The sequence below is a fragment of the Pseudomonas mosselii genome (assembly GCF_005796105.1).
Lineage (GTDB): Bacteria > Pseudomonadota > Gammaproteobacteria > Pseudomonadales > Pseudomonadaceae > Aquipseudomonas > Aquipseudomonas mosselii_C.
In genome coordinates this window covers 1-24996 of record NZ_VAUO01000017.1, presented here as the reverse complement: position 1 = coordinate 24996, position 24996 = coordinate 1, and the positions used below count along the sequence as shown (strand labels likewise).

Sequence of the window (24996 nt, the reverse complement as noted above, 5' to 3'; positions counted from 1 at the left end):
TTAGCGGTCCACGTCAGCCATAACGAAGTCGATACTGCCCAGGTACGCGATCAGGTCCGCGACCATGCTGCCTTTGATCACCGAAGGGATCTGCTGCAGGTGCGGGTAGCTGGGCGTACGGATCCGGGTGCGGTAGCTCATGGTGCCGCCGTCGCTCGTCAGGTAGTAACTGTTGATGCCCTTGGTCGCCTCGATCATCTGGAACGACTCGTTGGCCGGCATGACCGGGCCCCACGAGACTTGCAGGAAGTGAGTGATCAGGGTTTCGATGTGCTGCAGGGTGCGCTCTTTCGGCGGCGGCGTGGTCAGCGGGTGATCCGCCTTGTACGGGCCTTCCGGCATGTTGCGCAGGCACTGGTCGATGATGCGGATACTCTGGCGCATCTCTTCGACACGGACCATGCAGCGATCATAGGCATCGCCATTGTGGGCCAGCGGTACTTCGAACTCGAAGTTCTCGTAGCCGGAGTAAGGGCGCGCCTTGCGCAGGTCGAAGTCGCAGCCGGTGGCACGCAGGCCTGCACCGGTGGTACCCCAGGCCAGGGCTTCCTTGGTGTTGTAGGCGGCAACGCCGATGGTACGGCCTTTGAGGATGCTGTTCTGCAGGGCGGCCTTTTCGTACTCGTCCAGGCGCTTGGGCAGCCATTCGACGAAGTCCTTGACCAGCTTGTCCCAGCCGCGCGGCAGGTCGTGGGCTACACCACCGATGCGGTACCAGGCCGGGTGCAGGCGGAAACCGGTGATCGCCTCGATAACGGTGTAGGCGCGCTGGCGGTCGGTGAAGGTAAAGAACACCGGGGTCATCGCGCCGACGTCCTGGATATAGGTACCCAGGAACAGCAGGTGGCTGGTGATTCGGAAGAACTCGGCCAGCATCACGCGGATGGTGTCGACCTTCTGTGGCACCTTGATACCGGCGAGCTTCTCGACCGCCAGTACGTAAGGCAGGTTGTTCATCACCCCACCGAGGTAGTCGATACGGTCGGTGTAGGGAATGAAGCTGTGCCAGGACTGACGCTCGGCCATCTTCTCGGCGCCACGGTGGTGGTAGCCAATGTCCGGGACGCAGTCGACGATCTCTTCACCGTCCAGTTGCAGCACGATGCGGAACGCACCGTGGGCGGAGGGGTGGTTGGGGCCGAGGTTGAGGAACATGTAGTCCTCGTTGGCGCCCTGACGTTTCATGCCCCAGGCTTCGGGGTTGAAGCGCGCCGATTCCTCTTCGAGCTGCTGCTTGGCCAGCGTGAGGCTGTAAGGGTCGAACTCGGTGGCGCGGGCTGGGTAGTCCTTGCGCAGAGGGTGACCTTCCCAGGTCGGCGGCATCATGATGCGGCTTAGGTGCGGGTGGCCGGCGAAATCGATGCCGAACATGTCCCAGACTTCGCGTTCGTACCAGTTGGCGTTGGGCCAGATGCCGGTCACGCTCGGCAGATTCAGGTCGCCCTCGCTGAGCGAGACCTTGATCATCACGTCGCTGTTACGCTCGATCGACAGCAGGTGGTAGAACACGCTGAAGTCGGCAGCGGGCAGGCCGCGGCGTTGGGTACGCAAGCGCTCGTCGACGCCATGCAGGTCGTACAGCATGCTGTACGGTTTGGCGACACCACGCAGGAAGCTCAGCACTTCCTTGAGTTGGGCACGTTTGACCCACAGAACCGGCATGCCGGTGCGGGTTTCCTGGGCGACGAATGCGTCGGCGCCAAAACGGTTGTGCAGTTCGACGACCACATCCTGGTCGTCAGCCTTGTAGGGCGGAATGAAAATAGCGTTGTCCGCTGTCATGGTCTCGGTCGCTTTGGGTCAGCGTTAAGAATGAAGCCAGGCCGCCGGCTCCTGGGGGAGCGGGCGGCAGGTCGCTGGATCAGACTTCGTCGGGGCTGCGCAGGTTGGTTACCGCAATGCGCTGTTCGCGACGCAGGTCTTTCTGGGCTGGCATTTCGGCACGGTAGATGCCTTGATCACCAACCACCCAGGAAAGCGGGCGTCGTTCTTGGCCGATCGACTCCTGCAGCAGCATCAAGCCTTGCAGGAACGCTTCGGGGCGCGGCGGGCAGCCAGGCACGTAAACGTCCACGGGGAGGAACTTGTCGACCCCCTGAACGACCGAGTAAATGTCGTACATGCCGCCGGAGTTGGCGCACGAACCCATGGAGATGACCCATTTGGGTTCGAGCATCTGCTCGTACAGGCGCTGAATGATCGGTGCCATTTTGACGAAGCAGGTCCCGGCGATGACCATGAAGTCGGCCTGGCGCGGCGAGGCCCGGATGACTTCGGCGCCGAAGCGGGCGATGTCGTGGGGCGCCGTGAAGGCCGTGGTCATTTCCACGTAGCAGCAGGACAGGCCGAAGTTGTACGGCCAGAGGGAGTTCTTGCGACCCCAGTTGACCGCGCCACGCAGCACATCTTCGAGTTTCCCCATGTAGATGTTCTTGTGGACCTGGTCCTCTAGCAGTTGATCGGTGACGGTTTCCCGTTCACCGACCGGGTACTGCTCGTTGGGCGCATCCGGATCGATTCTGGTGAGATTGTATTGCATGCCAAAGCCTCATTGTTTCAGCTTCGCTTGCCGCTTGCGGCGACCTTCGGGAGCCCAATCGAGCGCCCCGACGCGCCAAAGGTAGACAAGACCTGCCAACAGAATTGCTATGAAAACGAGAGCTTCGACGAATCCGGTCCAGCCGCTTTCGCGGACGGACACAGACCATGCATACAAGAATAGGGCTTCGATATCGAAGATCACGAACAGCATCGCGACCAGATAGAATTTGGCGGACAGGCGCAGGCGCGCGCTGCCGACGGGCAGCATGCCGGATTCGAAGGGTTCGTTCTTGGCGCGACCCCATGCCTTGCTACCGAGCAGGCTGGACAGGCCGAGCATGAAGGCGCACAGGCCGACGACACCCAGGAGGAAGATGGCAAAGCCCCAATTGTGGGCGATGAGACCTACCGAATCGGACATGCTTGAAATCCTTATACAGAGACCCAGCTCTGCAGTCTGAAATAAGTAGAGCGGCGACGCGGTGTCGCAGATGCAGTGACCAAATGTCGCAGCTGAATCAATCTCGCTGATTTTATGGGTAAAGCCACTACAAGTAAAATTTCCGTTGCAAATTTATTCGTAGTTTTAAGAACAAAAACCGTTCGTAACTGGCTGAAACCCTTGATTTTAGGGCATTGCGCGCGCTTTTGTTAATTATGTTTCTTATCCACTGTAACGACGGTCTATTCGTGTAATGATAATTAATATCATTTAACGCTGACCTGCTTGTTTTGCCTTTTCGCCGCAGTTGCGAAGTTCATGTGGCGCACTGCCCACTTGCGTAGGCGAAAAACGCTCGTTCTAGCAGCTTCGAGGTGTACGTGCACCGCGCTGAGTCAACACTTTGCCGATTTTGTGCAGGTTCGAAGGTCGCGATCGGTCGCTGGTCGAGCCGATGCCTGGTGGGCAGTGAGCGTTGCGTCGGGCGAGAGCGGTCGAGGGCGATCATGCTGGAGTGGCCTGGACGAGGCATGGGCAATCCTTGCTGGCTGGGCTGCCACAATGATAGACCTGAAATGAAATGTTGCCTGCGCTGTGCTCCTCGTGGAAGGCGCGTCAAGGCAATGCGGGGGGGGCTACCGCTGACGCATAAAAAGGCCCGGAGCGCCTACACGCCCCGGGCCTTTTCTGAGCCGTCCGCAATCAGTGGAATTGCTCTTCCTCGGTCGAGCCCGTCAGTGCGGTCACCGACGAAGCGCCACCCTGGATCACGGTGGTCATGTCGTCGAAGTAGCCGGTGCCGACTTCCTGCTGGTGCGCGACGAAGGTGTAGCCTTTGCTGGCGTCGGCAAACTCCTGCTCTTGCAGCTTGACGTAGGCGGTCATGTCGTTGCGGGCGTAGTCGTGCGCCAGGTTGAACATGCCATGCCACATGTTGTGGATACCGGCCAGGGTGATGAACTGGTGCTTGTAGCCCATGGCCGACAGCTCGCGCTGGAACTTAGCGATGGTGGCGTCGTCCAGGTTCTTCTTCCAGTTGAACGATGGCGAGCAGTTGTACGACAGGATCTGGTCCGGGTACTCCTTCTTGATCGCCTCAGCAAAGCGGCGCGCCTCGTCCAGGTCTGGCTTGGCGGTTTCGCACCAGATCAGGTCGGCATACGGCGCGTAGGCAAGGCCACGTGCAATGGCCTGGTCAAGGCCGGCGCGGACTTTGTAGAAGCCTTCGCGGGTGCGCTCGCCGATCACGAACGGTTGATCGTAAGGGTCGCAGTCGCTGGTCAGCAGGTCGGCGGCGTTGGCGTCGGTGCGCGCCAGGATGATGGTTGGCACACCGGCGACGTCAGCGGCCAGGCGGGCTGCGACGAGTTTCTGCACGGCTTCCTGGGTCGGTACCAGGACCTTGCCGCCCATGTGGCCACATTTTTTCACCGACGCCAGCTGGTCTTCGAAATGCACGCCTGCGGCGCCCGCTTCGATCATGTTCTTCATCAGTTCGTAGGCGTTCAGCACGCCGCCGAAACCGGCTTCTGCATCGGCCACGATCGGTGCGAAGTAGTCGATGTAGCCATCGTCGCCAGGGTTCTTGCCGGCTTTCCACTGGATCTGGTCGGCGCGGCGGAAGGCGTTGTTGATGCGCTTGACCACGGTCGGCACGGAGTCGACCGGGTACAGCGACTGGTCGGGGTACATGGACTCGGCCGAGTTGTTGTCGGCGGCCACTTGCCAGCCGGACAGGTAGATGGCCTGGATGCCGGCTTTGACCTGCTGCACGGCTTGGCCGCCGGTCAGGGCGCCCATGCAGTTGACGAAATCTTTCTCTGGGCGGAAGGACGGGTGGGCGCCCTGGGTGACCAGCTTCCACAGTTTTTCTGCGCCTTGGCGAGCGAAGGTGTGCTCGGGCTGCAGCGAGCCACGCAGGCGAACGACATCGGCGGCGGTGTAGGTACGGGTCACGCCTTTCCAGCGCGGGTTTTCGGCCCAGTCTTTCTCGAGGGCTGCAATTTGCTGTTCGCGTGTCAGTGCCATGGAAATAAACCTCGTCGCATCGATCTTGAGAATAATTGTGCTGATGCTCGGATACGCAGCTCAGAGGGCCTGACGGCTGGCTGGAGATGGCGGCGGCTAACGCGGAAGGCTCGAAGGGGAAGGGGCAGTCAGGGCGCGGCGAGGCATGGCAGTTCGGCTCGTGGATGCCTTGCTGCTGCGACGCGATGACCTGTGCTGCGGTGATGCGCTTCCGTCCCTCGGGACAACTTCTTCGTTGCAGTCGCAATCGCGTCGGACCGCCTTGTGGGCCGTATGGACACGAAGCGCCTCCGCGGGTGTTGGGAGGGCGCTCCGAAGACCCTTGCCAGGGCCTCTGATTAGCGGGAGCGAGGCCACTATGCCTTTGCAAAAAAGGCCCTGTCAAATGTTTTGTAGTGACTTTTTGTGCTTACTACATCTTTGGTCTAATACGACTCACTGGTCAGTTTAAAGGCCTTTGGTCGAGGCCTTGATTTGTCTGGTTTCAGTCGAGAAGGTCGACTTTGACACGCAATGTCATGTTTTCACCCCGTTGTGTGCTGTAACTCAGGCTTGACGCGCTACGTTCGGCTTGGCTCTGTTGATTGAAGCCGGCCAGGGTGATCCACTCGCCGAGGCGGCCGGTGATGGTCGTGTCGGTGCTTTGCACGTTCACTACATCCTGACGTTGCTGGCTCATTCGATCATGATTGGTGCTTATTTGCAGCCGAACCGTATCACCGCTCAGGCGCGGCGTTACGTAGAAGCCTTGGGTGACGTTACGGTATTCGGTGTTGCTCTGAAGGCGCCCGTAAGCATCGGTTGAGGTGCTGGTGATGGGAATACTCTGCCCTACCTGGATCAACGCCGGCTGCCCTTCGCTGGCCTGCACTTGTTGCAGGCCTCCTTCGCGGTTGGAGGTGCCGTAGTGGATCACTCGTGCGTTACCGCGGTTGTCCTGGAAGTTGCTGTCGTTGTTATCGACGCTGATCAGTAGCCGTTTGGGGGCCGTGTCGAGCTGCTGCAACAGGGCGCGCAGATCGTCGATGCGCGGTTGCGCTGCGTTGACGATCAGCTTGTTCTCGAAGGCGCTGACGCTGCCGTCCTGGCCGATGAACGATTGGGCGGTGGGTAGCAGTTCGCTGCTGGCACGGTGTTGCAGGGGGATGACCTCGGTGGCGGCCTGGGCGGTCAGGCTGGCGGCCAGCAGCAGCGAGGTGAGGAGGGGGCGTAGCGGCATGTCCATGATCTCCGCGAGTGGAATACGCATGATGGCAAATTTACGAGCATCTTGCCGGGTAGGGATAACAGCGTGATGGCTGCTGTCAGACAAATTCCGTAACATCGCGCCCTCGATTTCAGCCACACCTGCGAAGACTGCCCGGTTCCTGTGGGAGCGGGCCTGTCTGTGCAACCGGTATAGGACCTTCATGAAACCCGCTCGTTTACGCGCCGATCTACTCGCCGGCCTGACCACCTCTTTTGCCTTGGTGCCAGAGTGCATCGCGTTCGCTCTGGTGGCGCATCTCAATCCGCTGATGGGCCTGTATGGCGCCTTCATCATCTGCACCCTGACCGCACTGTTCGGTGGCCGGCCAGGCATGATCTCCGGCGCCGCCGGCTCGATGGCCGTGGTGATCGTCGCTCTGGTGGTGCAGCACGGGGCGCAGTACCTGCTGGCCACGGTTTTGCTGGGCGGGGTGGTGATGATTCTGTTTGGCGTGCTGCGCCTCGGCAAGCTGGTGCGGTTAGTGCCGTACCCCGTGATGCTCGGCTTCGTCAACGGCTTGGCGATCGTCATCGCCTTGGCGCAGTTGGAGCATTTCAAGACAGGCGAGCACTGGCTCAGTGGTACGCCGCTGTACCTGATGATCGGGTTAGTGGCGCTGACCATGCTGGTGGTCTATGGCCTGCCGAAACTGACCCGCGCCGTGCCCCCGGCCCTGGTGGCGATCCTCGGTGTCGGTCTGTTGGTGTACCTGCTGGGCCTGCCGACTCGCACCCTGGGTGATATGGCGCATATCGCCGGTGGCTTGCCTGGCCTGGCGTTGCCCGAGGTGCCTTGGAGCCTCGAAACCCTGAAGATCATCGCCCCCTATGCGCTGCTGATGGCCATGGTTGGTTTGCTGGAAACCCTGCTGACCCTCAACCTCACCGACGAGATCACCGAAAGTCGGGGATTCCCGGATCGTGAGTGCGTGGCGTTGGGGGCGGCCAACATGGTGTCGGGATTGTGCGGTGGCATGGGCGGCTGCGCGATGATCGGACAGACCGTGATCAACCTCAGTTCGAATGGCCGTGGCCGGCTGTCTGGGGTGGTGGCGGGGGTGATGATCCTGCTGTTCGTGCTGTTCCTCTCACCGTTGATCGAACGCATTCCGTTGGCGGCGTTGGTCGGGGTGATGTTCGTGGTCGCCCAGCAGACCTTCGCCTGGGCTTCGTTAAGGGTGTTGAACAAGGTGCCAGTCAGCGATGTGCTGGCGATCATCGCGGTGACCGTGGTCACAGTGTTCACCGACTTGGCTACGGCGGTGCTGTTTGGCATCGTCATCGCTGCGGTCAACTTCGCCTGGCAGCACGCCCGCGAGCTGTATGCCGATGCTCATCTCGATGCCGAGGGCAGCAAGCATTACCAGGTGCATGGCACGTTGTTCTTCGCCTCGACCACGCCGTTTCTCAATCAATTCGACCCGGCACGCGACCCGGACAAAGTGACGCTGGATTGCCAGCACCTGAGCTTTGTCGATTATTCGGCGGTTGCGGCGCTCAAGACCCTGCGCGAGCGCTATGCCAGGGCCGGCAAGCACCTACGCGTGGTGCACCTGTCGGAGCGCTGCAAGAAGCTGTTGAAGCGCGCTGGCGAGCAGCACTGAAGAGGTGTGCTGCCAGTGCTGGCCCTTTCGCGGGTAAACCCGCTCCCACAGCGATCGCATAACCCGTGGGAGCTTTAGCCGCGAAAGGGCCGGTACAGTAGAAAGGCTATTCCCCGCGATTCTTCTTCACAATGCCATCGGCAATACTTGCCGGTGCCTCGGCGTACCGGGTGAACTCCATCGAGAAGCTGGCTCGGCCTTGGGTCATCGAACGCATCGAGGTGGCGTAGCCGAACATTTCACCCAGCGGCACCTCGGCGCGGATTACCTTGCCGGCCGGGGTCTCGTCGCCATCCTGGATCATGCCGCGGCGTCGACTCAGGTCGCCGAGGATATCGCCCTGATACTCCTCCGGGGTGACTACCTCGACCTTCATCACCGGCTCCAGCAGCACCGCGCCGCCTTTTTGCGAGAGTTGCTTGGTGGCCATGGAGGCGGCGATCTTGTAGGCCATTTCGTTGGAGTCGACGTCGTGGTATGAGCCGTCGTACACCGCAGCTTTCAGGTTGATCAGCGGATAGCCGGCCAGCACGCCGTTCTTCATCTGCTCCTCGATGCCTTTCTGGATCGCCGGGATGTACTCGCGCGGCACTACGCCGCCGACGATCTCGTTGACGAACTCCAGGCCCTCCTTGCCGTCGTCGCCCGGTGCGAAGCGGATCCAGCAGTGGCCGTACTGGCCGCGCCCACCGGACTGGCGCACGAAACGCCCTTCGATTTCGCAGGTATTGCGGATCTTCTCGCGGTAGGCCACCTGTGGCTTGCCGATATTGGCCTCGACGTTGAACTCGCGGCGCATGCGGTCGACGATGATGTCCAGGTGCAGCTCGCCCATGCCGGAGATGATGGTCTGGCCGGTTTCCTCGTCGGTGCGCACGCGAAACGACGGGTCTTCCTGGGCCAGCTTACCCAGGGCAATGCCCATCTTTTCCTGGTCGGCCTTTGTCTTGGGCTCGACTGCCACCGAGATCACCGGGTCGGGGAAGTCCATGCGTTCGAGGATGATCGGCTTATCGATGTCGCACAGGGTATCGCCGGTGGTGACGTCCTTCATGCCAATCAGCGCGGCGATGTCGCCGGCACATACGTCCTTGATCTCGGCGCGCTGGTTGGCGTGCATCTGCACCATACGGCCGATGCGCTCTTTCTTGCCCTTGACCGAGTTGAGCACGGCATTGCCCGAGCTGAGCACGCCGGAATACACCCGGGCGAAGGTGAGGGTGCCGACGAATGGGTCGGTGGCGATCTTGAAGGCCAGCGCCGAGAACGGCTCGTGGTCGTCGGCGTGGCGCTCCAGGTGCTTGTCTTCGTGGTCTGGGTCGGTGCCCTTGATCGCTGGGATTTCCGAGGGCGCGGGCAGGTAGTCGATCACTGCGTCGAGCATCAGCGGTACGCCTTTGTTCTTGAACGACGAGCCGAGGATGGTGGGCACGATCTCGTTGGCGATGGTGCGTTGGCGCAGGGCTGCCTTGATTTCTTCGACGGTCAGCTCTTCGCCGTCGAGAAACTTCAGGGTGAGTTCGTCGTTGGCCTCGGCAGCGGCTTCGATCATGTGGGCGCGCCACTCGTCGGCCAGGGCCTGCAACTCGGCAGGGATGTCCTCTTCGCGGTAACTGGTGCCTTGGTCTGCGTCGTTCCAATAAATGGCCTTCATCTTGACCAGGTCGATCTGGCCGATGAAGTGTTCCTCGCTGCCGATGGCCAGTTGGATAGGTACCGGGTGGTGGCCCAGGCGCTGGTCGATCTGCTTGACCACACGCAGGAAATCCGCGCCCTGGCGGTCCATCTTGTTGATGTAGGCCAGGCGTGGCACGTGGTACTTGTTGGCCTGGCGCCACACCGTTTCGGATTGCGGCTCGACTCCATCGGCGCCACTGAACACCACCACCGCGCCGTCGAGCACGCGTAGCGAACGCTCCACCTCGATGGTGAAGTCGACGTGGCCTGGGGTGTCGATGATGTTGAAGCGGTACTTGTGGGCGAATTGCTTGGTCGAACCTTGCCAGAACGCTGTGGTGGCCGCCGAGGTGATGGTGATGCCGCGCTCTTGCTCCTGGGCCATCCAGTCCATGGTCGCCGCGCCGTCATGCACTTCGCCCATCTTGTGGTTGACCCCGGTGTAGAACAGGATCCGCTCGGTGGTGGTGGTCTTGCCGGCATCTACGTGGGCGACGATGCCGATATTGCGGTACAGCTCGATGGGGGTGGTGCGGGCCATGGCGAGTCACCTGCAGGTGAAGGTTCTCCCAAGGTAGCAGAGCGGGAGAAACCTGCCGTGGTGCTGCGTCGTACAGCGTGCCGTCAGTCGGCCAGGACCTGCAATTGCCACTGGCCGTCGGTCTCGTGGGCCAGGCCGCTGGCGGGCAGCAGGGCCAGCAGGCGCTCGTGCAGACTGGCGTCGGTAAAGGCCTTGAGGGTGGTCATGTCCAGGCTGCCGACGGTGATCAGCTCGTGCTTGGTGTACGACAGCCAGGCTTTCTTCAGCACCAGCAGTACGTCGCTCCCGGCGCTGTTGGCGAAGCGGCGGTTGAGGGTGCGGCCTTCGAGTTCGAAGGTGTGGCGATAGCTGTAGGTGCTTTCGTCGCCGGCGTTCTCGACACAGCGATGGCAGCGGCACGGGCCTTCGCCGAAGGCGTTGCGCAGATAGCTGTTGAAGTCCACGACAGGCTTGAGGGTCAGGCGTTTGTCGACCTCGAACAGGTCGGCGATCAGGGGTTGTTCGGCGCTCACTCGTTGTCCTCGCGTGGTGGGGCGTGCATCGGCGGGCACCCTAACAGATCGAGGCGGTGGAGGCCATGCTGGTCTGGCCGCGCGGCGTCTTCGAAGCCTTTGCCGGAGTGCGCCTGCTTCGCGAGCAGGACACTAGAGACAACGACCACGCTCTGCCGTACCCTAGCGGCAATTTTCGCCCCCATGCCTTGAGGTAAACCCGCTTGAGTAACAAGTACCCCTACATCGCCACCGTGACCGTCAGCTGCGAAGATCGTGGGGGTGACACCGAGGCCTCGGAAAACCCGAACATGCGTGTTGGCCTGGAGGCGGTGACCGAAACCCTGAAAAAGGTGCATTTCGTGGGCACCCTCGCAGCGCCCGAGAAGTCGGCCACGCACATCTGCGTCACCCTGGACAATGGCTTGACCTACTACGGCCCGATCGTCAACGGTCATGCCGAACTCGAAGGCGGCTGGATCGCCTTCGAATGCGACATGCTCACCCCGGCAGAGCTGGGGCTGTAAGCCCCTCAGTCCAGTTCCGCCAGGCAGCGCTCGAGGATATCCAGGCCTTCCTCTAGCACCTCGGCCTCGATGGTCAGCGGGGCCAGCAGGCGAATGATGTGCCGCGCCTTGCCGCTGGGCATCAGCAGCAAGCCGCGGGTCCGCGCGGCCTCTAGCACTTTGGCCAGTTGCGCCGGTGCCGGGCTGCCGTCTGGATTGACCAGCTCGATGCCGCGCATCGCGCCGGTGCCGGTCAGGCGTCCCAGGTACTTGCAGGCCCCCGAGACTTTCCAGCGTGCATGGCGTGCGACTATCGCCTGTTCCTGGCGCTCGCCCCAGGTGGCGAGGTGGGTGTCGGTCATCTGTGCAAGGCTGGCCAGTGCCGCCGCACAGGCGATCGGGTTGCCCGAATAGGTGCCGCCCAGGCCACCTTTGGGCAGGGCCGCCAGCAGCTCTCGGCGGCCCATCAGCGCACCCAGCGGCATGCCCCCGGCGATGCTCTTGGCCAACAACAGCAAGTCCGGCTCGATGCCCAGTCGCGGGAAGCCGAAGCGTTGGCCGGTACGGCCGAAACCTGACTGGATTTCGTCGATGATGATCAGGATCCCGTGCAGGTCGCAAAAGCGCCGCAGCGCCTCGGCGAACGCAGGGTCCATGGCCAGGAAGCCGCCTTCGCCTTGCACCGGCTCGAAGATGAACGCTGCCACGTCCTCTACCGCCAGTTCGACGCTGAACAGCCGGTCCATGGCCTTCAGAGCCTGTTCGCAGGTAACGCCGGTGTCAGGGCTGGGGAAGGGCAAGTGGTACACCGGGCCTGGCAATTCACCGACGCGCTGCTTGTAAGGCGCGACCTTGCCATTGAGGTTTAGGGTGGCCAGGGTACGACCGTGGAAACCGCCGTCAAAGGCGATGATGGCGCGTTTGCCGGTGGCGCCACGTGCGACCTTCAGTGCATTTTCTGCCGCTTCCGCACCGCTGTTGGTCAGCATGCCCGCCAGCGGGTAGTTGACTGGCACGAACGCGGCCAGTCGCTCCATCAGTGCCAGGTACGGGCCATGTGGGGCGGCGTTGAAGGCATAGTGGGTCAGGCGGCCGGCCTGTTGCTGGATCGCCTCGACCACGGCGGGGTTGCAGTGGCCCAGATTGAGCACACCGATACCGCCGACGAAGTCGATGTAGCGTTTGCCATCGGTGTCCCATACTTCGGCATTGCGGCCGTGGGAAAGTGTAATCGGGTGAACGATGGCTATGGATTGGCTGATACTTTCCTGATTCATCTACACGCGGCCTGTTGTTCGAATATGGCTCATATCCAAGCGTGCAGTGGGTATGTTCCGCAAACGAATTATTGGATCACGATCATTCCCAGGATTCGTGATGTAAGGGCGCAGGCAAGCCCTGCTCGTACTGACGCCGCTCAATCTTCCTCAGCCACCCGTTCGCTGATCCAGCGTACGAAGGCCCTGACCTTGGGGACTTCGGCGGCATGTTCGGCATAGGCCATGAAGTGCCGGCCATTGCTCGGTACCGGATGGTCCCAGGCCACCACTAGCTTGCCCTCGCTCAGCTCTTCGGCCACCAGGTAGCGCGGGATCAGGGCGATGCCGCAACCGGCGATGGCAGCGCGGATACACAGGTAGAACGTGTCGAAGCGTGGCCCGTGGTAGCTGTTCTGGCTATGCAGCCCCAGCCCCAGGAACCACTCGTGCCAGGCCTCCGGGCGCGAGGCGCACTGCAGTAGGCGGTGCTCGCCGAGCATCTGCGCGCTGCGCAAGGGCCGATTGGCCAGCAGTTCAGGGGCGCACACTGGGACGACTTCCTCGCTGAACAGCTCGATGCAGGTGGCCCCAGGCCAGGTGCCCTGGCCGAAGAAGAACGCGATGTCGGCTTTGGCCTGCACCAGGTCGAACGGCTCCAGTTCGTTACGGATATCCAGGTGGATGCGCGGATGACGCTCGCCAAAGCCTTTTAGCTTGGGCACCAGCCAGCGCGCGCCGAAGGTCGGCTGGGTGGCGATACGCAGCACTTCGGTCTCGTCGCCGTAGCTGAGGATGTAACGGCTGGAAATGTCGATCTGGGTGAGGATCTTGTTCACTTCGGTGAGGTACAGCGCGCCGGCCGGCGTCAGGTGCAAACGCCTGCGAATGCGCTGGAACAGCGGGTGGGCGAGCATGTCTTCGAGCTGCGCCACCTGTTTGCTCACCGCGCTCTGGGTCAGGTGCAGCTCTTGCGCTGCACGGGTGAAGCTCAGGTGGCGGGCGGCAGCCTCAAAGCATTGCAGGGCGGTGGTCGAGGGCATCAGGCGTTTGGACATGGTGGCGGTGAACCCTGCAAAAAAAGGAACGAGTTCATTCTTTATTGGAATGATGTGTGTCGAAAAGGTCGTTTTGTCGACCCGGCCTCATAGATTAATACTGACCTGCGTCAACGATTTCAACCGGGCATGCGAAGAGGAGGGCAACCGCGCAACCGGGTATTACAAGAACAACAAAGAGCGACTCTGACTGACAACATTCTGCTTCAACTTTTTCAGCCGTTGCTGCAAACGGCCGACCCATTAGAGGGTTCCCCATGGCATCGCCACACAACAAGAAACAGCGTTCCCTGCAACACGGGCTGACCTCCCGCCAGGTCTCGATGATTTCCATCGCCGGCATCATCGGAGCAGGGTTGTTCATCGGCTCTTCCAACGCCATCGCCACCGCCGGCCCGGCGATTCTGATTTCCTACGCCATGACCGGCCTGCTGGTGCTGCTGGTGATGCGCATGCTCGGCGAAATGGCCATCGCCAACCCCAACAGCGGCTCGTTCTCCACCTACGCCAGCGAGGCCATCGGCCCCTGGGCGGGCTTTACCATCGGTTGGCTGTACTGGTGGTTCTGGGTGTTGATCATCCCGGTCGAGGCCATCGCTGGCGCCGACATCCTGCATGCTTACTTCCCTGCTGTACCTTCATGGCTGTTCGCCTTCCTGATCATGGTCGTGCTGTCGGGCACCAACCTGGTGAGCGTGAAGAACTTCGGTGCTTTCGAGTATTGGTTCGCGCTGGTGAAGGTGGTCGCGATCATCGCTTTCATCGTGGTTTGCAGCCTGGCGGTGTTCGGCTTCTGGCCGTTGGCCGAGGTGTCCGGTGTGAGCCGGTTGTGGGAGAGCGGTGGGTTCATGCCTAACGGTTTCGGCACGGTGCTGGGCGGCGTGTTGATCACCATCTTCTCGTTCTTCGGTGCCGAGATCGTCACCATCGCCGCTGATGAAACTGCCAACCCCAAGGAGAAGATCCGCCGAGCCACCAACTTGGTGGTGTACCGCATCGCGATCTTCTACTTGGCGTCGATCTTCCTGGTTGTCTCGCTGGTCGCTTGGAATGACCCGCAACTGAAGGCTGTGGGTTCGTTCCAGCGAGTGCTGGAGGTGCTCAACGTGCCGGGCGCCAAGTTGCTGGTGGACATCGTGGTGCTGGTGGCCGTGACCAGCTGCATGAACTCCGGGCTCTATACGGCCTCGCGGATGCTCTATTCGCTGGGCGCACGTGGCCAGGCACTGAGCATGACCAAGCGTATCTCCGGTGCCGGCGTGCCGACCGTGGCGGTGATCCTCTCCACTTTCGCAGGTTTTGCCGGTTGCCTGGTCAACTACGTTCTACCTGGCAAGGTATTCGGCTTCCTGCTCTCGACTACGGGCGCCATCGCCCTGCTGGTCTACCTGGTGATCGCCGTGTCGCAGTTGCGCATGCGGGCGCGTGCCGAGCGTGAAGGGCGTACGCCGGAACTCAAGATGTGGCTGTTCCCATGGCTGACCTGGCTGGTGATTGGCACCATCGTCATGGTCCTGGGCTACATGTTGTTCAGCGATGCCTATCGCTACGAGACGCTGATGACTGCGGGGGTGACCCTGTTCATCCTGCTGGTAGCATTGACCCGGCGTGGCAAGGTGCCGGTCGTGCAAGCGGCCTGAGCCCCAGGCCCAAGACCCAAAGCCCATGACTTGCTCATGGGCTTTTTGCGTGCAGGCAGTGCAGCCTTGCAGGCATCGGACGGGGCTGGCATTGTCGGGGCACACCCCCGGATGCCCGACAGGACGTTGCCATGCCTTACCAGATCCGCCCGGCCCGCTTCGATGACTGCGCAGCCCTCAGCCAGGTCGGTGAGGCCACTTTTGCCATGGCCAGCCCACCTGGCAGCGCGGCGGCGGCGCAGCATCACTACATTGTTCATCACTTGCAGCCCGAGCATTTCCAGGCGCACCTGCGGCATCCGCACAAGCGCTTGCTTGTGCTCGAACAGGGCGGCCAGGTGCTTGGCTACAGCATGCTCGACCTGGCCCCTGGTGTGCTGGGGGTCGCCGCCGCCGACCGTTTGGTTGAGGTCTCGCGTTGCTACGTGTTGCCCTGCGCCCATGGGCAGGGTGCGGCGCAGCAGTTGCTGGAGGCGACCTTGGCCCAGGCCCACGGGCCGGTGCGACTGACCGTCAATGAAGCGAACGCCCGCGCCATTCGCTTTTACCAGCGCAACGGCTTTGCCAAGGTCGGCGAGGCGGTCTTTACCTGCGGTGACGAACGGCACCGCGACTGGGTGATGGTGCGTAGCTCGCTTGCTCCTGATCCCGCAACCCTTTCCACTGCCAAGGCATGCACATGACTGATCTGTCTGCTTTCCCGATTACTGGCAAATGGCCGGCGCAGCACCCAGAGCGCCTGCAACTGTATTCGTTGCCGACCCCCAACGGAGTCAAGGTGTCGATCATGCTCGAAGAGATCGGCCTGCCGTACGAGGCGCACAAGGTCAGCTTCGACAGCAATGACCAGCTCAGCCCCGAATTCATCTCGCTGAGTATCAACAACAAGATCCCGGCGATTCTCGACCCGGCCGGACCGGGCGGTCAGCCGTTGCCCTTGTTCGAATCGGGCGCGATCCTGCAGTACTTGGCGGAAAAGACCGGCCAATTGCTCAGCAGCGACCCGGCCCAGCGCTACCAGACCTTGCAGTGGCTGATGTTCCAGATGGGCGGCATCGGGCCGATGTTCGGCCAGGTCGGGTTCTTCCACTTCTTCGCCGGCAAGGCCTACGAGGACAAACGCCCGCGTGATCGCTACGTCAACGAGTCCAAGCGCTTGCTGGGCGTGTTGGAGCGCCACCTGAAGGGCCGGCAATGGATGGTCGATGACTACAGCATCGCCGATATCGCCATCTTCCCCTGGGTGCGCAACCTTGTGGAGCGCTATGACGCTGGGGATCTGGTGGGTTTCGATGAGTTCGTCGAAGTGCAGCGGGTATTGGCGAACTTCCTGGCCCGTCCGGCGGTGCAGCGGGGTTTGCAGATCCCCGCTTGAACAGGCCACTAGTGCCGGTCAGAAAACCTGGTTGAGCAGCCAGTACAGGCACCCCGCCAGCAGCATCGCCGCAGGCAACGTCAGCACCCAGGCCATCAGCAGATTGATCAGGGTGCGGCGTTGCAGCCCCGAGCCATTGGCGACCATGGCCCCGGCCACTCCCGAACTGAGCACGTGGGTGGTCGATACCGGCAGCCCGAACATGTCCGCCGCACCAATCGTGCACATCGCCACCACCTCTGCCGAGGCGCCTTGGGCATAGCTCAGGTGGGTCTTGCCTATCTTCTCACCGACGGTCACCACGATGCGTTTCCAACCGACCATGGTGCCCAGGCCCAAGGCAATGGCCACCGCTACCTTGACCCACAGCGGAATGTAGCGGGTGGCATCGTCGAGCTGGCGTTTGAACAGTTGCACATGGCGGGCGGTATCGGCGTCGAAGCTTGCCAACTGGTGCTTGTCGAGCAGGCGGATTACTTCGCTGGTCAGGTACATGTCGTTGCGCACGTTGGCCATGGCTTCGGCCGGCACGCGCTTGAGCGAGCCATAGCCCTTGACCTCCTCGCCGACCATGCCGGTCAGCGCCGCCAGTGCCGGTATCAACGCCGGGCTGGCCTTGGGTTCGCTGATGAAGTCGGTCAGGGTCTGGCGTGGGTCGGCCGGCGCAGGTTGCGGCGCGCTGCGCACCAGGGCCTGGCGGGTGACTTCGGCGACTGCCGAGAATTGCAGCGCCTGCTCGTTGGGCATGGTCTTGTTCAGGGCATAGGCCATCGGCAGGGTGCCGACCAGGATCAGCATGATCAGGCCCATGCCTTTTTGTCCGTCGTTGGAACCGTGGGCGAACGACACGCCGGTACAGGTCAGGATGAGCAGGCCGCGAATCCACCACGGCGGCGGAGTCTGGCCTTCGGGCGCCCGGTACAGCTCGCGGCGCTTGACCAGTGCGCGCAGCGCCAGCAACAGCAGGGCCGCGCAAACGAAACCGATCAGCGGCGAGAACAGCAGGGCGTAGCCGACCTTGCTGGCCTGGCCCCAGTCGACCCCGCTGGTGCCGTCGCGCCCATGCATCAGCGCGTTGGCCACGCCCACGCCAATAATCGAGCCGATCAAGGTGTGCGAGGACGACGCCGGCAGACCCAGCCACCAGGTCCCCAGGTTCCAGATGATCGCCGCCAGCAGCAGCGAGAAGATCATGGCGAAGCCTGCACTGGAGCCGGCCTGCAGGATCAGCTCCACTGGCAGCAAGGCAATGATGCCGAAGGCCACCGCGCCACTGGAGAGCAGCACGCCAAGAAAGTTGCACAGCCCCGACCACACCACCGCCACCGAGGCCGGCAGCGAATGGGTGTAGATCACCGTGGCCACCGCGTTGGCAGTGTCGTGGAAGCCGTTGACGAACTCGAAGCCCAAGGCGATCAGCAGTGCCAGGCCCAGTAGTAGAAACGGCGTTACCGTGGTGACCAGGGTGCCGCTGGCGCTGACGTCTTGTTGCAGGCTGTAGAAAGTGTAGGTCAGGCCGGCCAGCAGCAGGCTGAAGAACAGAACAAGGGTGGCGCGGCTGGGGCGTTGTGACAGCTGTGGGAGAGCGTCGAATGGGGTCAGGCTATCCGGGCTGACCATCGAGGGGGTTGTCATGCGGGCTCCGAAGGCGTCGACGCGATGGGGGAGGTTTCCCATCCTAGAAACAATTCGTTTCCACGGCGTGACCTCGGTCAAAGGACTTCTAGTCTAGAAGGCAGTGAATGATCGCCACGATACCTGTCGGTGTGCCATGCCCCTTGAACTTATCCCTGCCAGCGATGATGACCTGCGCTTCGCCCGCGACCTCACGCGGCGCGCGATGTTGCCTTACTACCATGCGTTCGATTTGCTGTGGATCGAGGAGGCGTTCGACGAGGCCTGGCGCTGGCGTGAGCAGTGGCTGGTGGCCGAGGATGGCGTCAAGCTGGGCTTTTGCAGCCTGAGCCAAGACCGCCAGGCACTGTTCATTCGCGAGTTGCACCTGCTGCCGGAGCACCGCGGGCGGGGTGTCGGCGGCTGGGTGCTCGAGACGCTCGCCGCTTGGGCAGTCCAGCGCCGCTTGCCGGGCGTGCGTTTGATGGTGTTTCGCACCAACCCCGCGCGGCAGTTGTACCTGCGACATGGTTTTGTCGCACAGGGCGAGGATGAGTGTTTCGTAAGGATGCAGCGCAATGTCCTTTGATCGGCGCCGGCAGCATGGCGCAATGACGGCTTGCAAGGATTGGATCCAATTGGCATAGTGCAGACGACTGATCAGTCATTCACTCGGGTGCTGGATGCACCCGGGATTCATCCAAGCAGAGGAGGCGAGTAGATGAGCGGATTTGGTCCACGTTTGCGGGAAGAGCGTGAGCGCCTTGGCTTGACCCAGCGCGTGTTCGGCGACATCGGTGGTGTCGAGCCCAATGCCCAAGGCAAGTACGAAAGTGGCGAACGTACGCCGCGTATGGATTACCTGGCGGCTGTCGCGGCCCGCGGTGTCGATGCCTTGTACGTGCTGACCGGTTTTCACACGCCCGCGCCACTGGACAGCCTGAGCGCCGAAGAGGATCACCTGCTCGGTGCATTCCGCCGGTTGCCGGATGCCGATCAGGCTGCCGTCTGGCACTTGCTCAGCCGCCTGGCCGGCGAGGCGGATGCCGATCAACCCCCGCGTATTCGGCGCTTCGAGCGTGCGGCGGCATTTCAGTGAGGTCTACCCCCGTCGGATTTCGCCGGCTGGTCTATGAGGGCCGGTGCTTGAGCGGCGGAATTAACCGCGCTGGCCACTAGGTTGCCGGTGAAATTTTTTGTTAAGGTGGCGGGATCCAATCGCCCCCACTGACGAGGTGTCTGCTTGATAAGGGTCCTGGTGGTCGACGATCACGATCTGGTGCGTACAGGCATCACGCGCATGCTGGCCGACATTGATGGCCTGCAGGTAGTGGGGGAGGCGGACTCGGGCGAGTCGGCCCTCAAGCTTGCCCGCGAGCTGAAGCCAGATGTGGTCTTGATGGACGTGAAGATGCCAGGGATTGGTGGTCTGGAAGCAACCCGCAAATTGTTGCGCAGCCACCCGGATATCAAGGTGGTGGCAGTGACAGTGTGCGAGGAAGATCCGTTCCCCACGCGCTTGCTGCAAGCCGGTGCTGCCGGTTACCTGACCAAGGGCGCAGGGCTTGACGAGATGGTCCAGGCCATCCGTCTGGCCTTCGCCGGGCAACGTTACATCAGCCCGCAGATCGCCCAGCAGTTGGCGCTCAAGCCGTTCCAGCCGCAGGGCTCGCCATTCGATGCCTTGTCGGAACGGGAAATCCAGATCGCGCTGATGATCGTCGGCTGTCAGAAAGTGCAGATCATCTCTGACAAGTTGTGTCTGTCGCCCAAGACCGTCAATACTTACCGTTATCGGATTTTCGAAAAACTCTCGGTCACCAGCGACGTCGAACTGACCTTGCTGGCTGTCCGCCACGGTATGGTCGACGCAAGTCTTTAAGCAAACCCCCATGTCACACACTTTCGATGCCAGCGCGTTCCTGGCCACCTGCAGCGGCCGCCCGGGCGTGTACCGGATGTTCGATGCCGACGCTCGCCTGCTTTACGTGGGCAAGGCCAAGAACCTCAAAAAGCGCCTGGCCAGCTACTTTCGCAAGACTGGCCTTGCGCCCAAGACCGCTGCGCTGGTGGGGCGCATTGCCCAGGTCGAAACCACGATCACCGCCAACGAGACCGAAGCGCTACTGCTTGAGCAGACGCTGATCAAGGAGTGGCGTCCGCCCTACAACATCCTGCTGCGTGACGATAAGTCCTACCCGTACGTGTTTCTTTCTGACGGAGACTACCCACGCCTTGGCATCCATCGTGGCCCCAAGAAGGCCAAGGGTCGTTACTTTGGCCCTTACCCGAGTGCGGGCGCCATTCGCGAGAGCTTGAGCCTGCTGCAAAAAGCCTTTTCGGTACGCCAGTGCGAGGACAGCTACTACGCCAACCGCACCCGCCCGTGCCTGCAATACCAGATCAAGCGCTGCAAGGCGCCGTGCGTGGGCTTGGTGGAGTCCGGCGAGTATGCCGAGGATGTGCGCCATTCGGTGATGTTCCTCGAAGGCCGTAGCCAGCAGCTGGGCAACGAACTCAACGCTGAGATGGAAACAGCTGCCATGGCCTTGAATTTCGAGAAGGCCGCGGAGCTGCGTGATCAGGTCGCCCTGCTGCGTCGGGTGCAGGACCAGCAGTACATGGAAGGCGGCTCGGGCGATGTCGATGTGGTGGCAGCGTTCGTCAACCCCGGTGGCGCCTGTGTGCACCTGATCAGCGTACGCGGCGGTCGGGTGCTGGGGAGCAAGAACTTCTTTCCGCAGGTGGGTATCGAGGAAGAGGTGGCCGAGGTTATGGCGGCATTCCTGTCCCAGTATTACCTGGGCAATGGCGAGCGCGAGCTGCCGGGCGAACTGATCGTCAACGTGGTACATGAAGACTTCGAGGCCATCATCGAGGCGGTGCACGCCCTGCGCGGCTGGGAACTTGCCATCAGCCACAGGGTACGCGGCACCCGTGCGCGCTGGCAGCAACTGGCCGTGACCAACGCCGAGCAGGCGCTCAACGCGCGCCTTGCCAACCGCCAGCACATGGCCGCGCGTTTCGAGGCCCTGGCCCAGGTACTGGAGCTGGATGAAGTACCCCAGCGCCTGGAGTGCTACGACATCAGCCACTCAAGCGGCGAGGCCACCGTGGCCTCCTGCGTGGTGTTCGGTCCGGAAGGGCCGCTCAAGTCCGACTACCGGCGCTTCAACATCGAAGGTGTTACCGCTGGCGACGACTACGCTGCCATGCACCAGGCCTTGCAGCGCCGTTACGGACGCATCAAGGACGGTGAGGGCAAGCTGCCAGATGTGCTGTTGGTGGACGGCGGCAAGGGCCAGTTGAACATGGCCCGTGAGGTCATGCAGGCGCTGGGTTTCGCGGACCTTACATTGCTGGGCGTGGCCAAGGGCGTAACGCGCAAGGCCGGTTTCGAGACGCTGTACCTGAACGATGTTGCCCATGAATTCACTCTCAAGGGCGACAACCCCGCGCTGCACCTGATCCAGCAGATCCGCGACGAGGCTCACCGCTTTGCTATCACCGGCCACCGCGCTCGGCGTGGCAAGGCCCGCCGTACGTCAAGTCTGGAGGATGTAGCTGGGATAGGACCCAAGCGTCGGCGTGACTTGCTGAAACACTTCGGCGGGTTGCAAGAGCTCAACCGCGCCAGTATCGACGAAATCGCCAAAGCGCCGGGCATCAGTAAAAAGCTTGCCGAGTCGATTTATGCGAGCCTGCATAGCGAGTAGAATGCCTGTTCAACTCGCAGCCAGTCGTACCGATGAATATTCCAAACCTGCTCACCGTTCTACGCGTCCTGCTCATCCCGATCTTCATCCTGCTGTTCTATGTGCCCTATCACTGGAGCTACATGGCCGCCAGCACGGTGTTCGCCATCGCCGCCGCCACGGATTGGCTGGACGGCTACCTGGCCCGTCGGTTGCAGCAGAGCACGCCGTTCGGCGCCTTCCTCGATCCCGTAGCGGACAAGCTGATGGTTGCCGTGGCCTTGGTGTTGCTGGTGCAAGTGCACGCCAACTTCTGGCTCACGTTGCCCGCAGCGGTGATCATTGGCCGTGAGATCGTGGTTTCGGCGCTGCGCGAGTGGATGGCCGAACTCGGCGCGCGTGCGCACGTGGCGGTGTCCAACCTGGGCAAGTGGAAGACTGCGGCGCAGATGCTGGCGCTGGTGATCCTACTGGCCAACCCGCCGGTGCTGACGTTCTGGGTGGTGCTGGGCTATGGCCTGCTGCTGGTGGCGGCGGGGCTGACGCTGGTGTCAATGGTGCACTACCTGCTGGCTGCCTGGCCGCACCTGCGCGAAGGCTCGGAGCAGAAATAAAAGTTTTTTGAATCAAGGGGTTGACGCCATTGCGCAATGCTTTAGAATGGCGCCCATCACGACGCGGGAATAGCTCAGTTGGTAGAGCACGACCTTGCCAAGGTCGGGGTCGCGAGTTCGAGTCTCGTTTCCCGCTCCAAATATTGGCTCACAGATTTCTACGAAATTCTTTGAGCCCTCGAAAAAAGACGCTTCGGCGTCTTTTTTCGTTCTCGTGTCAAAGTCGTTTGCCGGTTTTGCTGTCAATCAATCAGCCAACCCGAGTCGCCCTCGACCAAGGTTCCGCCATGGCTGGTGGTGTCTCCCTCCCTTGCCGCCGGTTGGCCCTCGATGATCGTGCCGCCAGCACCGGCTTCGATGACAGCGCCACAACTGATCCGGTCGCCGACGCGTGCTATTGCCCTGCCATCCACGAATGCTGCGCTTGCGCCCGTTTCTACTGTGCCTTCGCCATGGATAGGGCAAGTATGACGATGGCCTACGAGTACGATGGGCTTCATTTGCGCTTTCCTTTTTTGGGTTGAATANNNGCCATCCACGAATGCTGCGCTTGCGCCCGTTTCTACTGTGCCTTCGCCATGGATAGGGCAAGTATGACGATGGCCTACGAGTACGATGGGCTTCATTTGCGCTTTCCTTTTTTGGGTTGAATAGGGGCTTGCTCGAAGGCCTCTGGCGGCGGCGGTGCTGCCCGGACATTGAAGAGTCGACATACGCCATACCAGCAGAGGGCGAGGCCGATGTTGTAGGGAAACAGCACTNGCCCGTTTCTACTGTGCCTTCGCCATGGATAGGGCAAGTATGACGATGGCCTACGAGTACGATGGGCTTCATTTGCGCTTTCCTTTTTTGGGTTGAATAGGGGCTTGCTCGAAGGCCTCTGGCGGCGGCGGTGCTGCCCGGACATTGAAGAGTCGACATACGCCATACCAGCAGAGGGCGAGGCCGATGTTGTAGGGGAACAACACGGCCCAGAACGGCAGTTGCCAGTTTTTTTTGCCCTGCATTTCTCCGGGCTCGCCGGTTCGCCAGGGGGCGTAATGGCGCCAGGCTTCTGCCGGGGTCAGGCAGATGGCATGAAGTGGTCGGTGCCACCAGTTGGGTTCGCCGGGAGGAGGGAGTTTGGCTGAGCCTTGGTTCATGAACTGACGAAGGTATTCCCAGACTTCGGCGACGTGTTTGATGTCGGATTCTGTGGGTTCGTTGCTGTCGACCCATAAGCAATCTTTCTGGTGCAGGCTGCCATCCTCTCTAGGTGGGGCGAAGGCGAGTGCATAGCTGGTGCTGAAGGATGAGCCACCAAATTCTGTGCGCTTAAATACGCCGCCATGTACCTTATTCCAATCAAAGATTATGAGTTTTTTGCAGCGCTGATAATATATTTTTTGGGTTGCGCGGTTGAAATAAAAGCCGGAAAGATTTTTTATGAAATGGATTCGGTAAATCAGGAAGGGGAGAAAAATGAATGGCATGAGCAACATTATAGCAATGAAGGCCATGTCTTGGGCGTGAAAATTTGATATCTCAATAGTAAAGAAGCCCGGATAAATACCAATCATAGCCCCGATGATCAGTGCGGTATACAGCTTCCCCATAAATGCGGAATCTTTCACCCAGGGATTTCTTAAAGATAAAATATTTTCCTGCGAGTTTAGTAGTTGTCCAGTGACTGCAGGTTTGTAACCGGTTTTTGATCTTGTGTCAAATGTCCATATAACTGCCATGATTAGTGCTCGAGACGAAAAATTGAATTAATCTCATTTTTTTCATTTAAGCCTTGGTTTGGGCTGTAGGCTAAATGCAGTGAGGTATGATTTTGATTGTCTATCGTGTTCTTGAAATTCAGAATTAAGCCGGCGCCTACAACGTAACAAGCAGCGGCAAGTGGGAAAACAACCATTTCTCCGTCTTCACGAAGGCTGCTCAAGCTGCCTGACCATTCGCTTGTGCCTACGATGAAACCCGGTAGGAATACTGTGAGTTCCACGGTGGGTGGTGTGGTGGTGACTTCGTTATGGGTGATGGCGGTCCAATTTGCTGGTGCCCAATAATTATTTTCCTGCCAGCCACTGCCTATCCCGGTTATACCAAAGGATTGCGCCTCTTCTGCGGATATCAAGCTTGGCCCGTAATGCTCATCGTGCCAGGCTTTAAGTTCGTCTTGCAACGAGAGAAATGGAGGAAGTTTTTTTTCATGATCTAGAGTGATCTCGGAGCGCGCCTCTCCATCGTTTTTACGATTGCCGAAAATGCTCCGCGCTGCCCACAACTCAATAGGGGAGTGCAGGTGCGCATGTGCCTGAGCGTGGAGGTATAAACCTCCGCCGATAATCGCTATTCCTAAAAGCACTAGTCCAGCTGCGGCCCACCCGGCAAAGGGCACGACTGACGTAGCTCCCGCTACTGCGAGCCCTCCCTCAAGTGCGACCACAGAACCAGCGGCCATGGTGAGTCCGCCACTAGCTGTATAAACAGCGGTAGTAAAATTACCGTTATTGTACTGGCGAAATGCCTTTGAGCCATCTGAGATTAGGCTAAAAATAATTGCAGGATATCCCGCTAAACGCGCAAATAGATTACTGCTTAAGAACTTGACCACTCCATTACCAAACCCCATCCCCGGTGCCGTCGAACTCAATCTCAGCATCACGGCCTTCTGCGTAGCC

The 24996-nt window shown here is 60.9% G+C and carries 22 protein-coding genes, 1 tRNA gene and 1 pseudogene; 11 read left to right on the top strand and 13 right to left on the bottom strand.

Going from position 1 to position 24996, the window contains the following annotated elements:
• The 5 genes from nuoC to FEM01_RS21965 form a co-directional block, all read right to left on the bottom strand.
• A complete protein-coding gene (gene nuoC, locus FEM01_RS21985; RefSeq protein WP_138221561.1) occupies positions 1 to 1782 on the bottom strand; it encodes an NADH-quinone oxidoreductase subunit C/D in 1782 nt (593 codons plus the stop codon).
• Between the two features lie 79 nt (positions 1783 to 1861).
• Positions 1862 to 2539, bottom strand: a complete 678-nt coding sequence (locus FEM01_RS21980) for a NuoB/complex I 20 kDa subunit family protein (protein ID WP_008096180.1) — start codon at positions 2537 to 2539, stop codon at positions 1862 to 1864.
• 9 nt (positions 2540 to 2548) lie between these two features.
• Positions 2549 to 2962, bottom strand: coding sequence for an NADH-quinone oxidoreductase subunit A (locus tag FEM01_RS21975; RefSeq protein ID WP_043209159.1), 414 nt, complete (start codon positions 2960 to 2962; stop codon positions 2549 to 2551).
• A gap of 723 nt (positions 2963 to 3685) precedes the next feature.
• Positions 3686 to 5011 (bottom strand): isocitrate lyase, encoded by a 1326-nt coding sequence (gene aceA / locus FEM01_RS21970; protein ID WP_138221560.1) that lies wholly within the window; start codon positions 5009 to 5011, stop codon positions 3686 to 3688.
• A 484-nt stretch (positions 5012 to 5495) separates the two neighbouring features.
• On the bottom strand, positions 5496 to 6230 hold the full coding sequence (locus FEM01_RS21965) for a secretin N-terminal domain-containing protein (protein WP_138221559.1): 735 nt from the start codon (positions 6228 to 6230) through the stop codon (positions 5496 to 5498).
• Between the two features lie 190 nt (positions 6231 to 6420).
• Between FEM01_RS21965 and FEM01_RS21960 the strand changes: the two genes are divergently transcribed.
• A complete protein-coding gene (locus FEM01_RS21960; protein ID WP_138221558.1) occupies positions 6421 to 7863 on the top strand; it encodes a SulP family inorganic anion transporter in 1443 nt (480 codons plus the stop codon).
• Positions 7864 to 7969: 106 nt separating this feature from the next.
• Here FEM01_RS21960 and fusA read toward each other — a convergent pair whose 3' ends face one another.
• Together fusA and FEM01_RS21950 are read right to left on the bottom strand one after the other, a co-directional pair.
• Positions 7970 to 10081 (bottom strand): elongation factor G, encoded by a 2112-nt coding sequence (gene fusA, locus FEM01_RS21955; protein WP_138221557.1) that lies wholly within the window; start codon positions 10079 to 10081, stop codon positions 7970 to 7972.
• A gap of 83 nt (positions 10082 to 10164) precedes the next feature.
• Positions 10165 to 10593: a hypothetical protein gene (locus FEM01_RS21950; RefSeq protein ID WP_138221556.1), complete on the bottom strand. Its 429-nt coding sequence runs from the start codon at positions 10591 to 10593 to the stop codon at positions 10165 to 10167.
• 203 nt (positions 10594 to 10796) lie between these two features.
• Here FEM01_RS21950 and FEM01_RS21945 point away from each other — a divergent pair, with 203 nt between their 5' ends.
• Positions 10797 to 11099 (top strand): hypothetical protein, encoded by a 303-nt coding sequence (locus FEM01_RS21945; protein ID WP_138221555.1) that lies wholly within the window; start codon positions 10797 to 10799, stop codon positions 11097 to 11099.
• A gap of 5 nt (positions 11100 to 11104) precedes the next feature.
• Here FEM01_RS21945 and FEM01_RS21940 read toward each other — a convergent pair whose 3' ends face one another.
• Positions 11105 to 12355 carry a 2-aminoadipate transaminase gene (locus FEM01_RS21940; RefSeq protein WP_138221554.1) on the bottom strand — a complete coding sequence of 417 codons (1251 nt, stop codon included), beginning with the start codon at positions 12353 to 12355 and terminating at the stop codon, positions 11105 to 11107.
• A gap of 140 nt (positions 12356 to 12495) precedes the next feature.
• Positions 12496 to 13392, bottom strand: coding sequence for a transcriptional regulator GcvA (gene gcvA / locus FEM01_RS21935; RefSeq protein WP_138221553.1), 897 nt, complete (start codon positions 13390 to 13392; stop codon positions 12496 to 12498).
• A gap of 257 nt (positions 13393 to 13649) precedes the next feature.
• Between gcvA and FEM01_RS21930 the strand changes: the two genes are divergently transcribed.
• The 3 genes from FEM01_RS21930 to FEM01_RS21920 all read left to right on the top strand — a co-directional run bounded on the left by FEM01_RS21930 (position 13650) and on the right by FEM01_RS21920 (position 16407).
• Positions 13650 to 15032, top strand: coding sequence for an amino acid permease (locus FEM01_RS21930; protein ID WP_138221552.1), 1383 nt, complete (start codon positions 13650 to 13652; stop codon positions 15030 to 15032).
• 131 nt (positions 15033 to 15163) lie between these two features.
• Positions 15164 to 15715, top strand: a complete 552-nt coding sequence (locus FEM01_RS21925; RefSeq protein WP_138221551.1) for a GNAT family N-acetyltransferase — start codon at positions 15164 to 15166, stop codon at positions 15713 to 15715.
• Positions 15712 to 16407 carry a glutathione S-transferase N-terminal domain-containing protein gene (locus tag FEM01_RS21920; protein ID WP_138221550.1) on the top strand — a complete coding sequence of 232 codons (696 nt, stop codon included), beginning with the start codon at positions 15712 to 15714 and terminating at the stop codon, positions 16405 to 16407. Before FEM01_RS21925 ends, FEM01_RS21920 begins: the two co-directional genes overlap by 4 nt.
• A gap of 18 nt (positions 16408 to 16425) precedes the next feature.
• Here the strand turns inward: FEM01_RS21920 and FEM01_RS21915 are convergent, their stop codons facing one another.
• Positions 16426 to 18042: an inorganic phosphate transporter gene (locus FEM01_RS21915; protein ID WP_138221549.1), complete on the bottom strand. Its 1617-nt coding sequence runs from the start codon at positions 18040 to 18042 to the stop codon at positions 16426 to 16428.
• Positions 18043 to 18178: 136 nt separating this feature from the next.
• On the opposite strand from FEM01_RS21915, the gene FEM01_RS21910 reads away from it, so the two are divergent.
• The 6 genes from FEM01_RS21910 to FEM01_RS21885 all read left to right on the top strand — a co-directional run bounded on the left by FEM01_RS21910 (position 18179) and on the right by FEM01_RS21885 (position 22469).
• The gene (locus FEM01_RS21910) at positions 18179 to 18610 is read left to right on the top strand and encodes a GNAT family N-acetyltransferase (protein ID WP_138221548.1); all 432 of its coding nucleotides are present in this window, start codon (positions 18179 to 18181) and stop codon (positions 18608 to 18610) included.
• Positions 18611 to 18742: 132 nt separating this feature from the next.
• On the top strand, positions 18743 to 19120 hold the full coding sequence (locus FEM01_RS21905; protein ID WP_138221547.1) for a helix-turn-helix domain-containing protein: 378 nt from the start codon (positions 18743 to 18745) through the stop codon (positions 19118 to 19120).
• Positions 19121 to 19264: 144 nt separating this feature from the next.
• Positions 19265 to 19903 (top strand): response regulator transcription factor GacA, encoded by a 639-nt coding sequence (gene gacA, locus FEM01_RS21900; protein ID WP_138221546.1) that lies wholly within the window; start codon positions 19265 to 19267, stop codon positions 19901 to 19903.
• A gap of 10 nt (positions 19904 to 19913) precedes the next feature.
• Positions 19914 to 21737 carry an excinuclease ABC subunit UvrC gene (gene uvrC, locus FEM01_RS21895; RefSeq protein ID WP_138221545.1) on the top strand — a complete coding sequence of 608 codons (1824 nt, stop codon included), beginning with the start codon at positions 19914 to 19916 and terminating at the stop codon, positions 21735 to 21737.
• Between the two features lie 32 nt (positions 21738 to 21769).
• Positions 21770 to 22330, top strand: a complete 561-nt coding sequence (pgsA, locus tag FEM01_RS21890; protein WP_011534581.1) for a CDP-diacylglycerol--glycerol-3-phosphate 3-phosphatidyltransferase — start codon at positions 21770 to 21772, stop codon at positions 22328 to 22330.
• Between the two features lie 63 nt (positions 22331 to 22393).
• Positions 22394 to 22469: transfer RNA gene (locus tag FEM01_RS21885), tRNA-Gly, on the top strand.
• 103 nt (positions 22470 to 22572) lie between these two features.
• Here FEM01_RS21885 and FEM01_RS21880 read toward each other — a convergent pair.
• The 3 genes and pseudogenes from FEM01_RS21880 to FEM01_RS21870 all read right to left on the bottom strand — a co-directional run.
• The gene (locus FEM01_RS21880; protein ID WP_138221594.1) at positions 22573 to 22830 is read right to left on the bottom strand and encodes a PAAR domain-containing protein; all 258 of its coding nucleotides are present in this window, start codon (positions 22828 to 22830) and stop codon (positions 22573 to 22575) included.
• 330 nt (positions 22831 to 23160) lie between these two features.
• A complete protein-coding gene (locus FEM01_RS21875) occupies positions 23161 to 24054 on the bottom strand; it encodes a DUF6708 domain-containing protein (RefSeq protein WP_138221544.1) in 894 nt (297 codons plus the stop codon).
• Between the two features lie 2 nt (positions 24055 to 24056).
• Positions 24057 to 24996 (bottom strand): annotated as a pseudogene (locus FEM01_RS21870) (T6SS effector BTH_I2691 family protein); the annotation flags it as partial.

Bases quoted from the DNA above. Each gene is read 5' to 3' on its own strand.
- nuoC (WP_138221561.1), bottom strand. From the start codon at position 1,782: ATGACAGCGGACAACGCTATTTTCATTCCGCCCTACAAGGCTGACGAC.
- FEM01_RS21980 (WP_008096180.1), bottom strand. From the start codon at position 2,539: ATGCAATACAATCTCACCAGAATCGATCCGGATGCGCCCAACGAGCAG.
- FEM01_RS21975 (WP_043209159.1), bottom strand. From the start codon at position 2,962: ATGTCCGATTCGGTAGGTCTCATCGCCCACAATTGGGGCTTTGCCATC.
- aceA (WP_138221560.1), bottom strand. From the start codon at position 5,011: ATGGCACTGACACGCGAACAGCAAATTGCAGCCCTCGAGAAAGACTGG.
- FEM01_RS21965 (WP_138221559.1), bottom strand. From the start codon at position 6,230: ATGCCGCTACGCCCCCTCCTCACCTCGCTGCTGCTGGCCGCCAGCCTG.
- FEM01_RS21960 (WP_138221558.1), top strand. From the start codon at position 6,421: ATGAAACCCGCTCGTTTACGCGCCGATCTACTCGCCGGCCTGACCACC.
- fusA (WP_138221557.1), bottom strand. From the start codon at position 10,081: ATGGCCCGCACCACCCCCATCGAGCTGTACCGCAATATCGGCATCGTC.
- FEM01_RS21940 (WP_138221554.1), bottom strand. From the start codon at position 12,355: ATGAATCAGGAAAGTATCAGCCAATCCATAGCCATCGTTCACCCGATT.
- gcvA (WP_138221553.1), bottom strand. From the start codon at position 13,392: ATGTCCAAACGCCTGATGCCCTCGACCACCGCCCTGCAATGCTTTGAG.
- FEM01_RS21930 (WP_138221552.1), top strand. From the start codon at position 13,650: ATGGCATCGCCACACAACAAGAAACAGCGTTCCCTGCAACACGGGCTG.
- FEM01_RS21925 (WP_138221551.1), top strand. From the start codon at position 15,164: ATGCCTTACCAGATCCGCCCGGCCCGCTTCGATGACTGCGCAGCCCTC.
- FEM01_RS21920 (WP_138221550.1), top strand. From the start codon at position 15,712: ATGACTGATCTGTCTGCTTTCCCGATTACTGGCAAATGGCCGGCGCAG.
- FEM01_RS21915 (WP_138221549.1), bottom strand. From the start codon at position 18,042: ATGACAACCCCCTCGATGGTCAGCCCGGATAGCCTGACCCCATTCGAC.
- FEM01_RS21910 (WP_138221548.1), top strand. From the start codon at position 18,179: ATGCCCCTTGAACTTATCCCTGCCAGCGATGATGACCTGCGCTTCGCC.
- FEM01_RS21905 (WP_138221547.1), top strand. From the start codon at position 18,743: ATGAGCGGATTTGGTCCACGTTTGCGGGAAGAGCGTGAGCGCCTTGGC.
- uvrC (WP_138221545.1), top strand. From the start codon at position 19,914: ATGTCACACACTTTCGATGCCAGCGCGTTCCTGGCCACCTGCAGCGGC.
- pgsA (WP_011534581.1), top strand. From the start codon at position 21,770: ATGAATATTCCAAACCTGCTCACCGTTCTACGCGTCCTGCTCATCCCG.
- FEM01_RS21880 (WP_138221594.1), bottom strand. From the start codon at position 22,830: ATGAAGCCCATCGTACTCGTAGGCCATCGTCATACTTGCCCTATCCAT.
- FEM01_RS21875 (WP_138221544.1), bottom strand. From the start codon at position 24,054: ATGGCAGTTATATGGACATTTGACACAAGATCAAAAACCGGTTACAAA.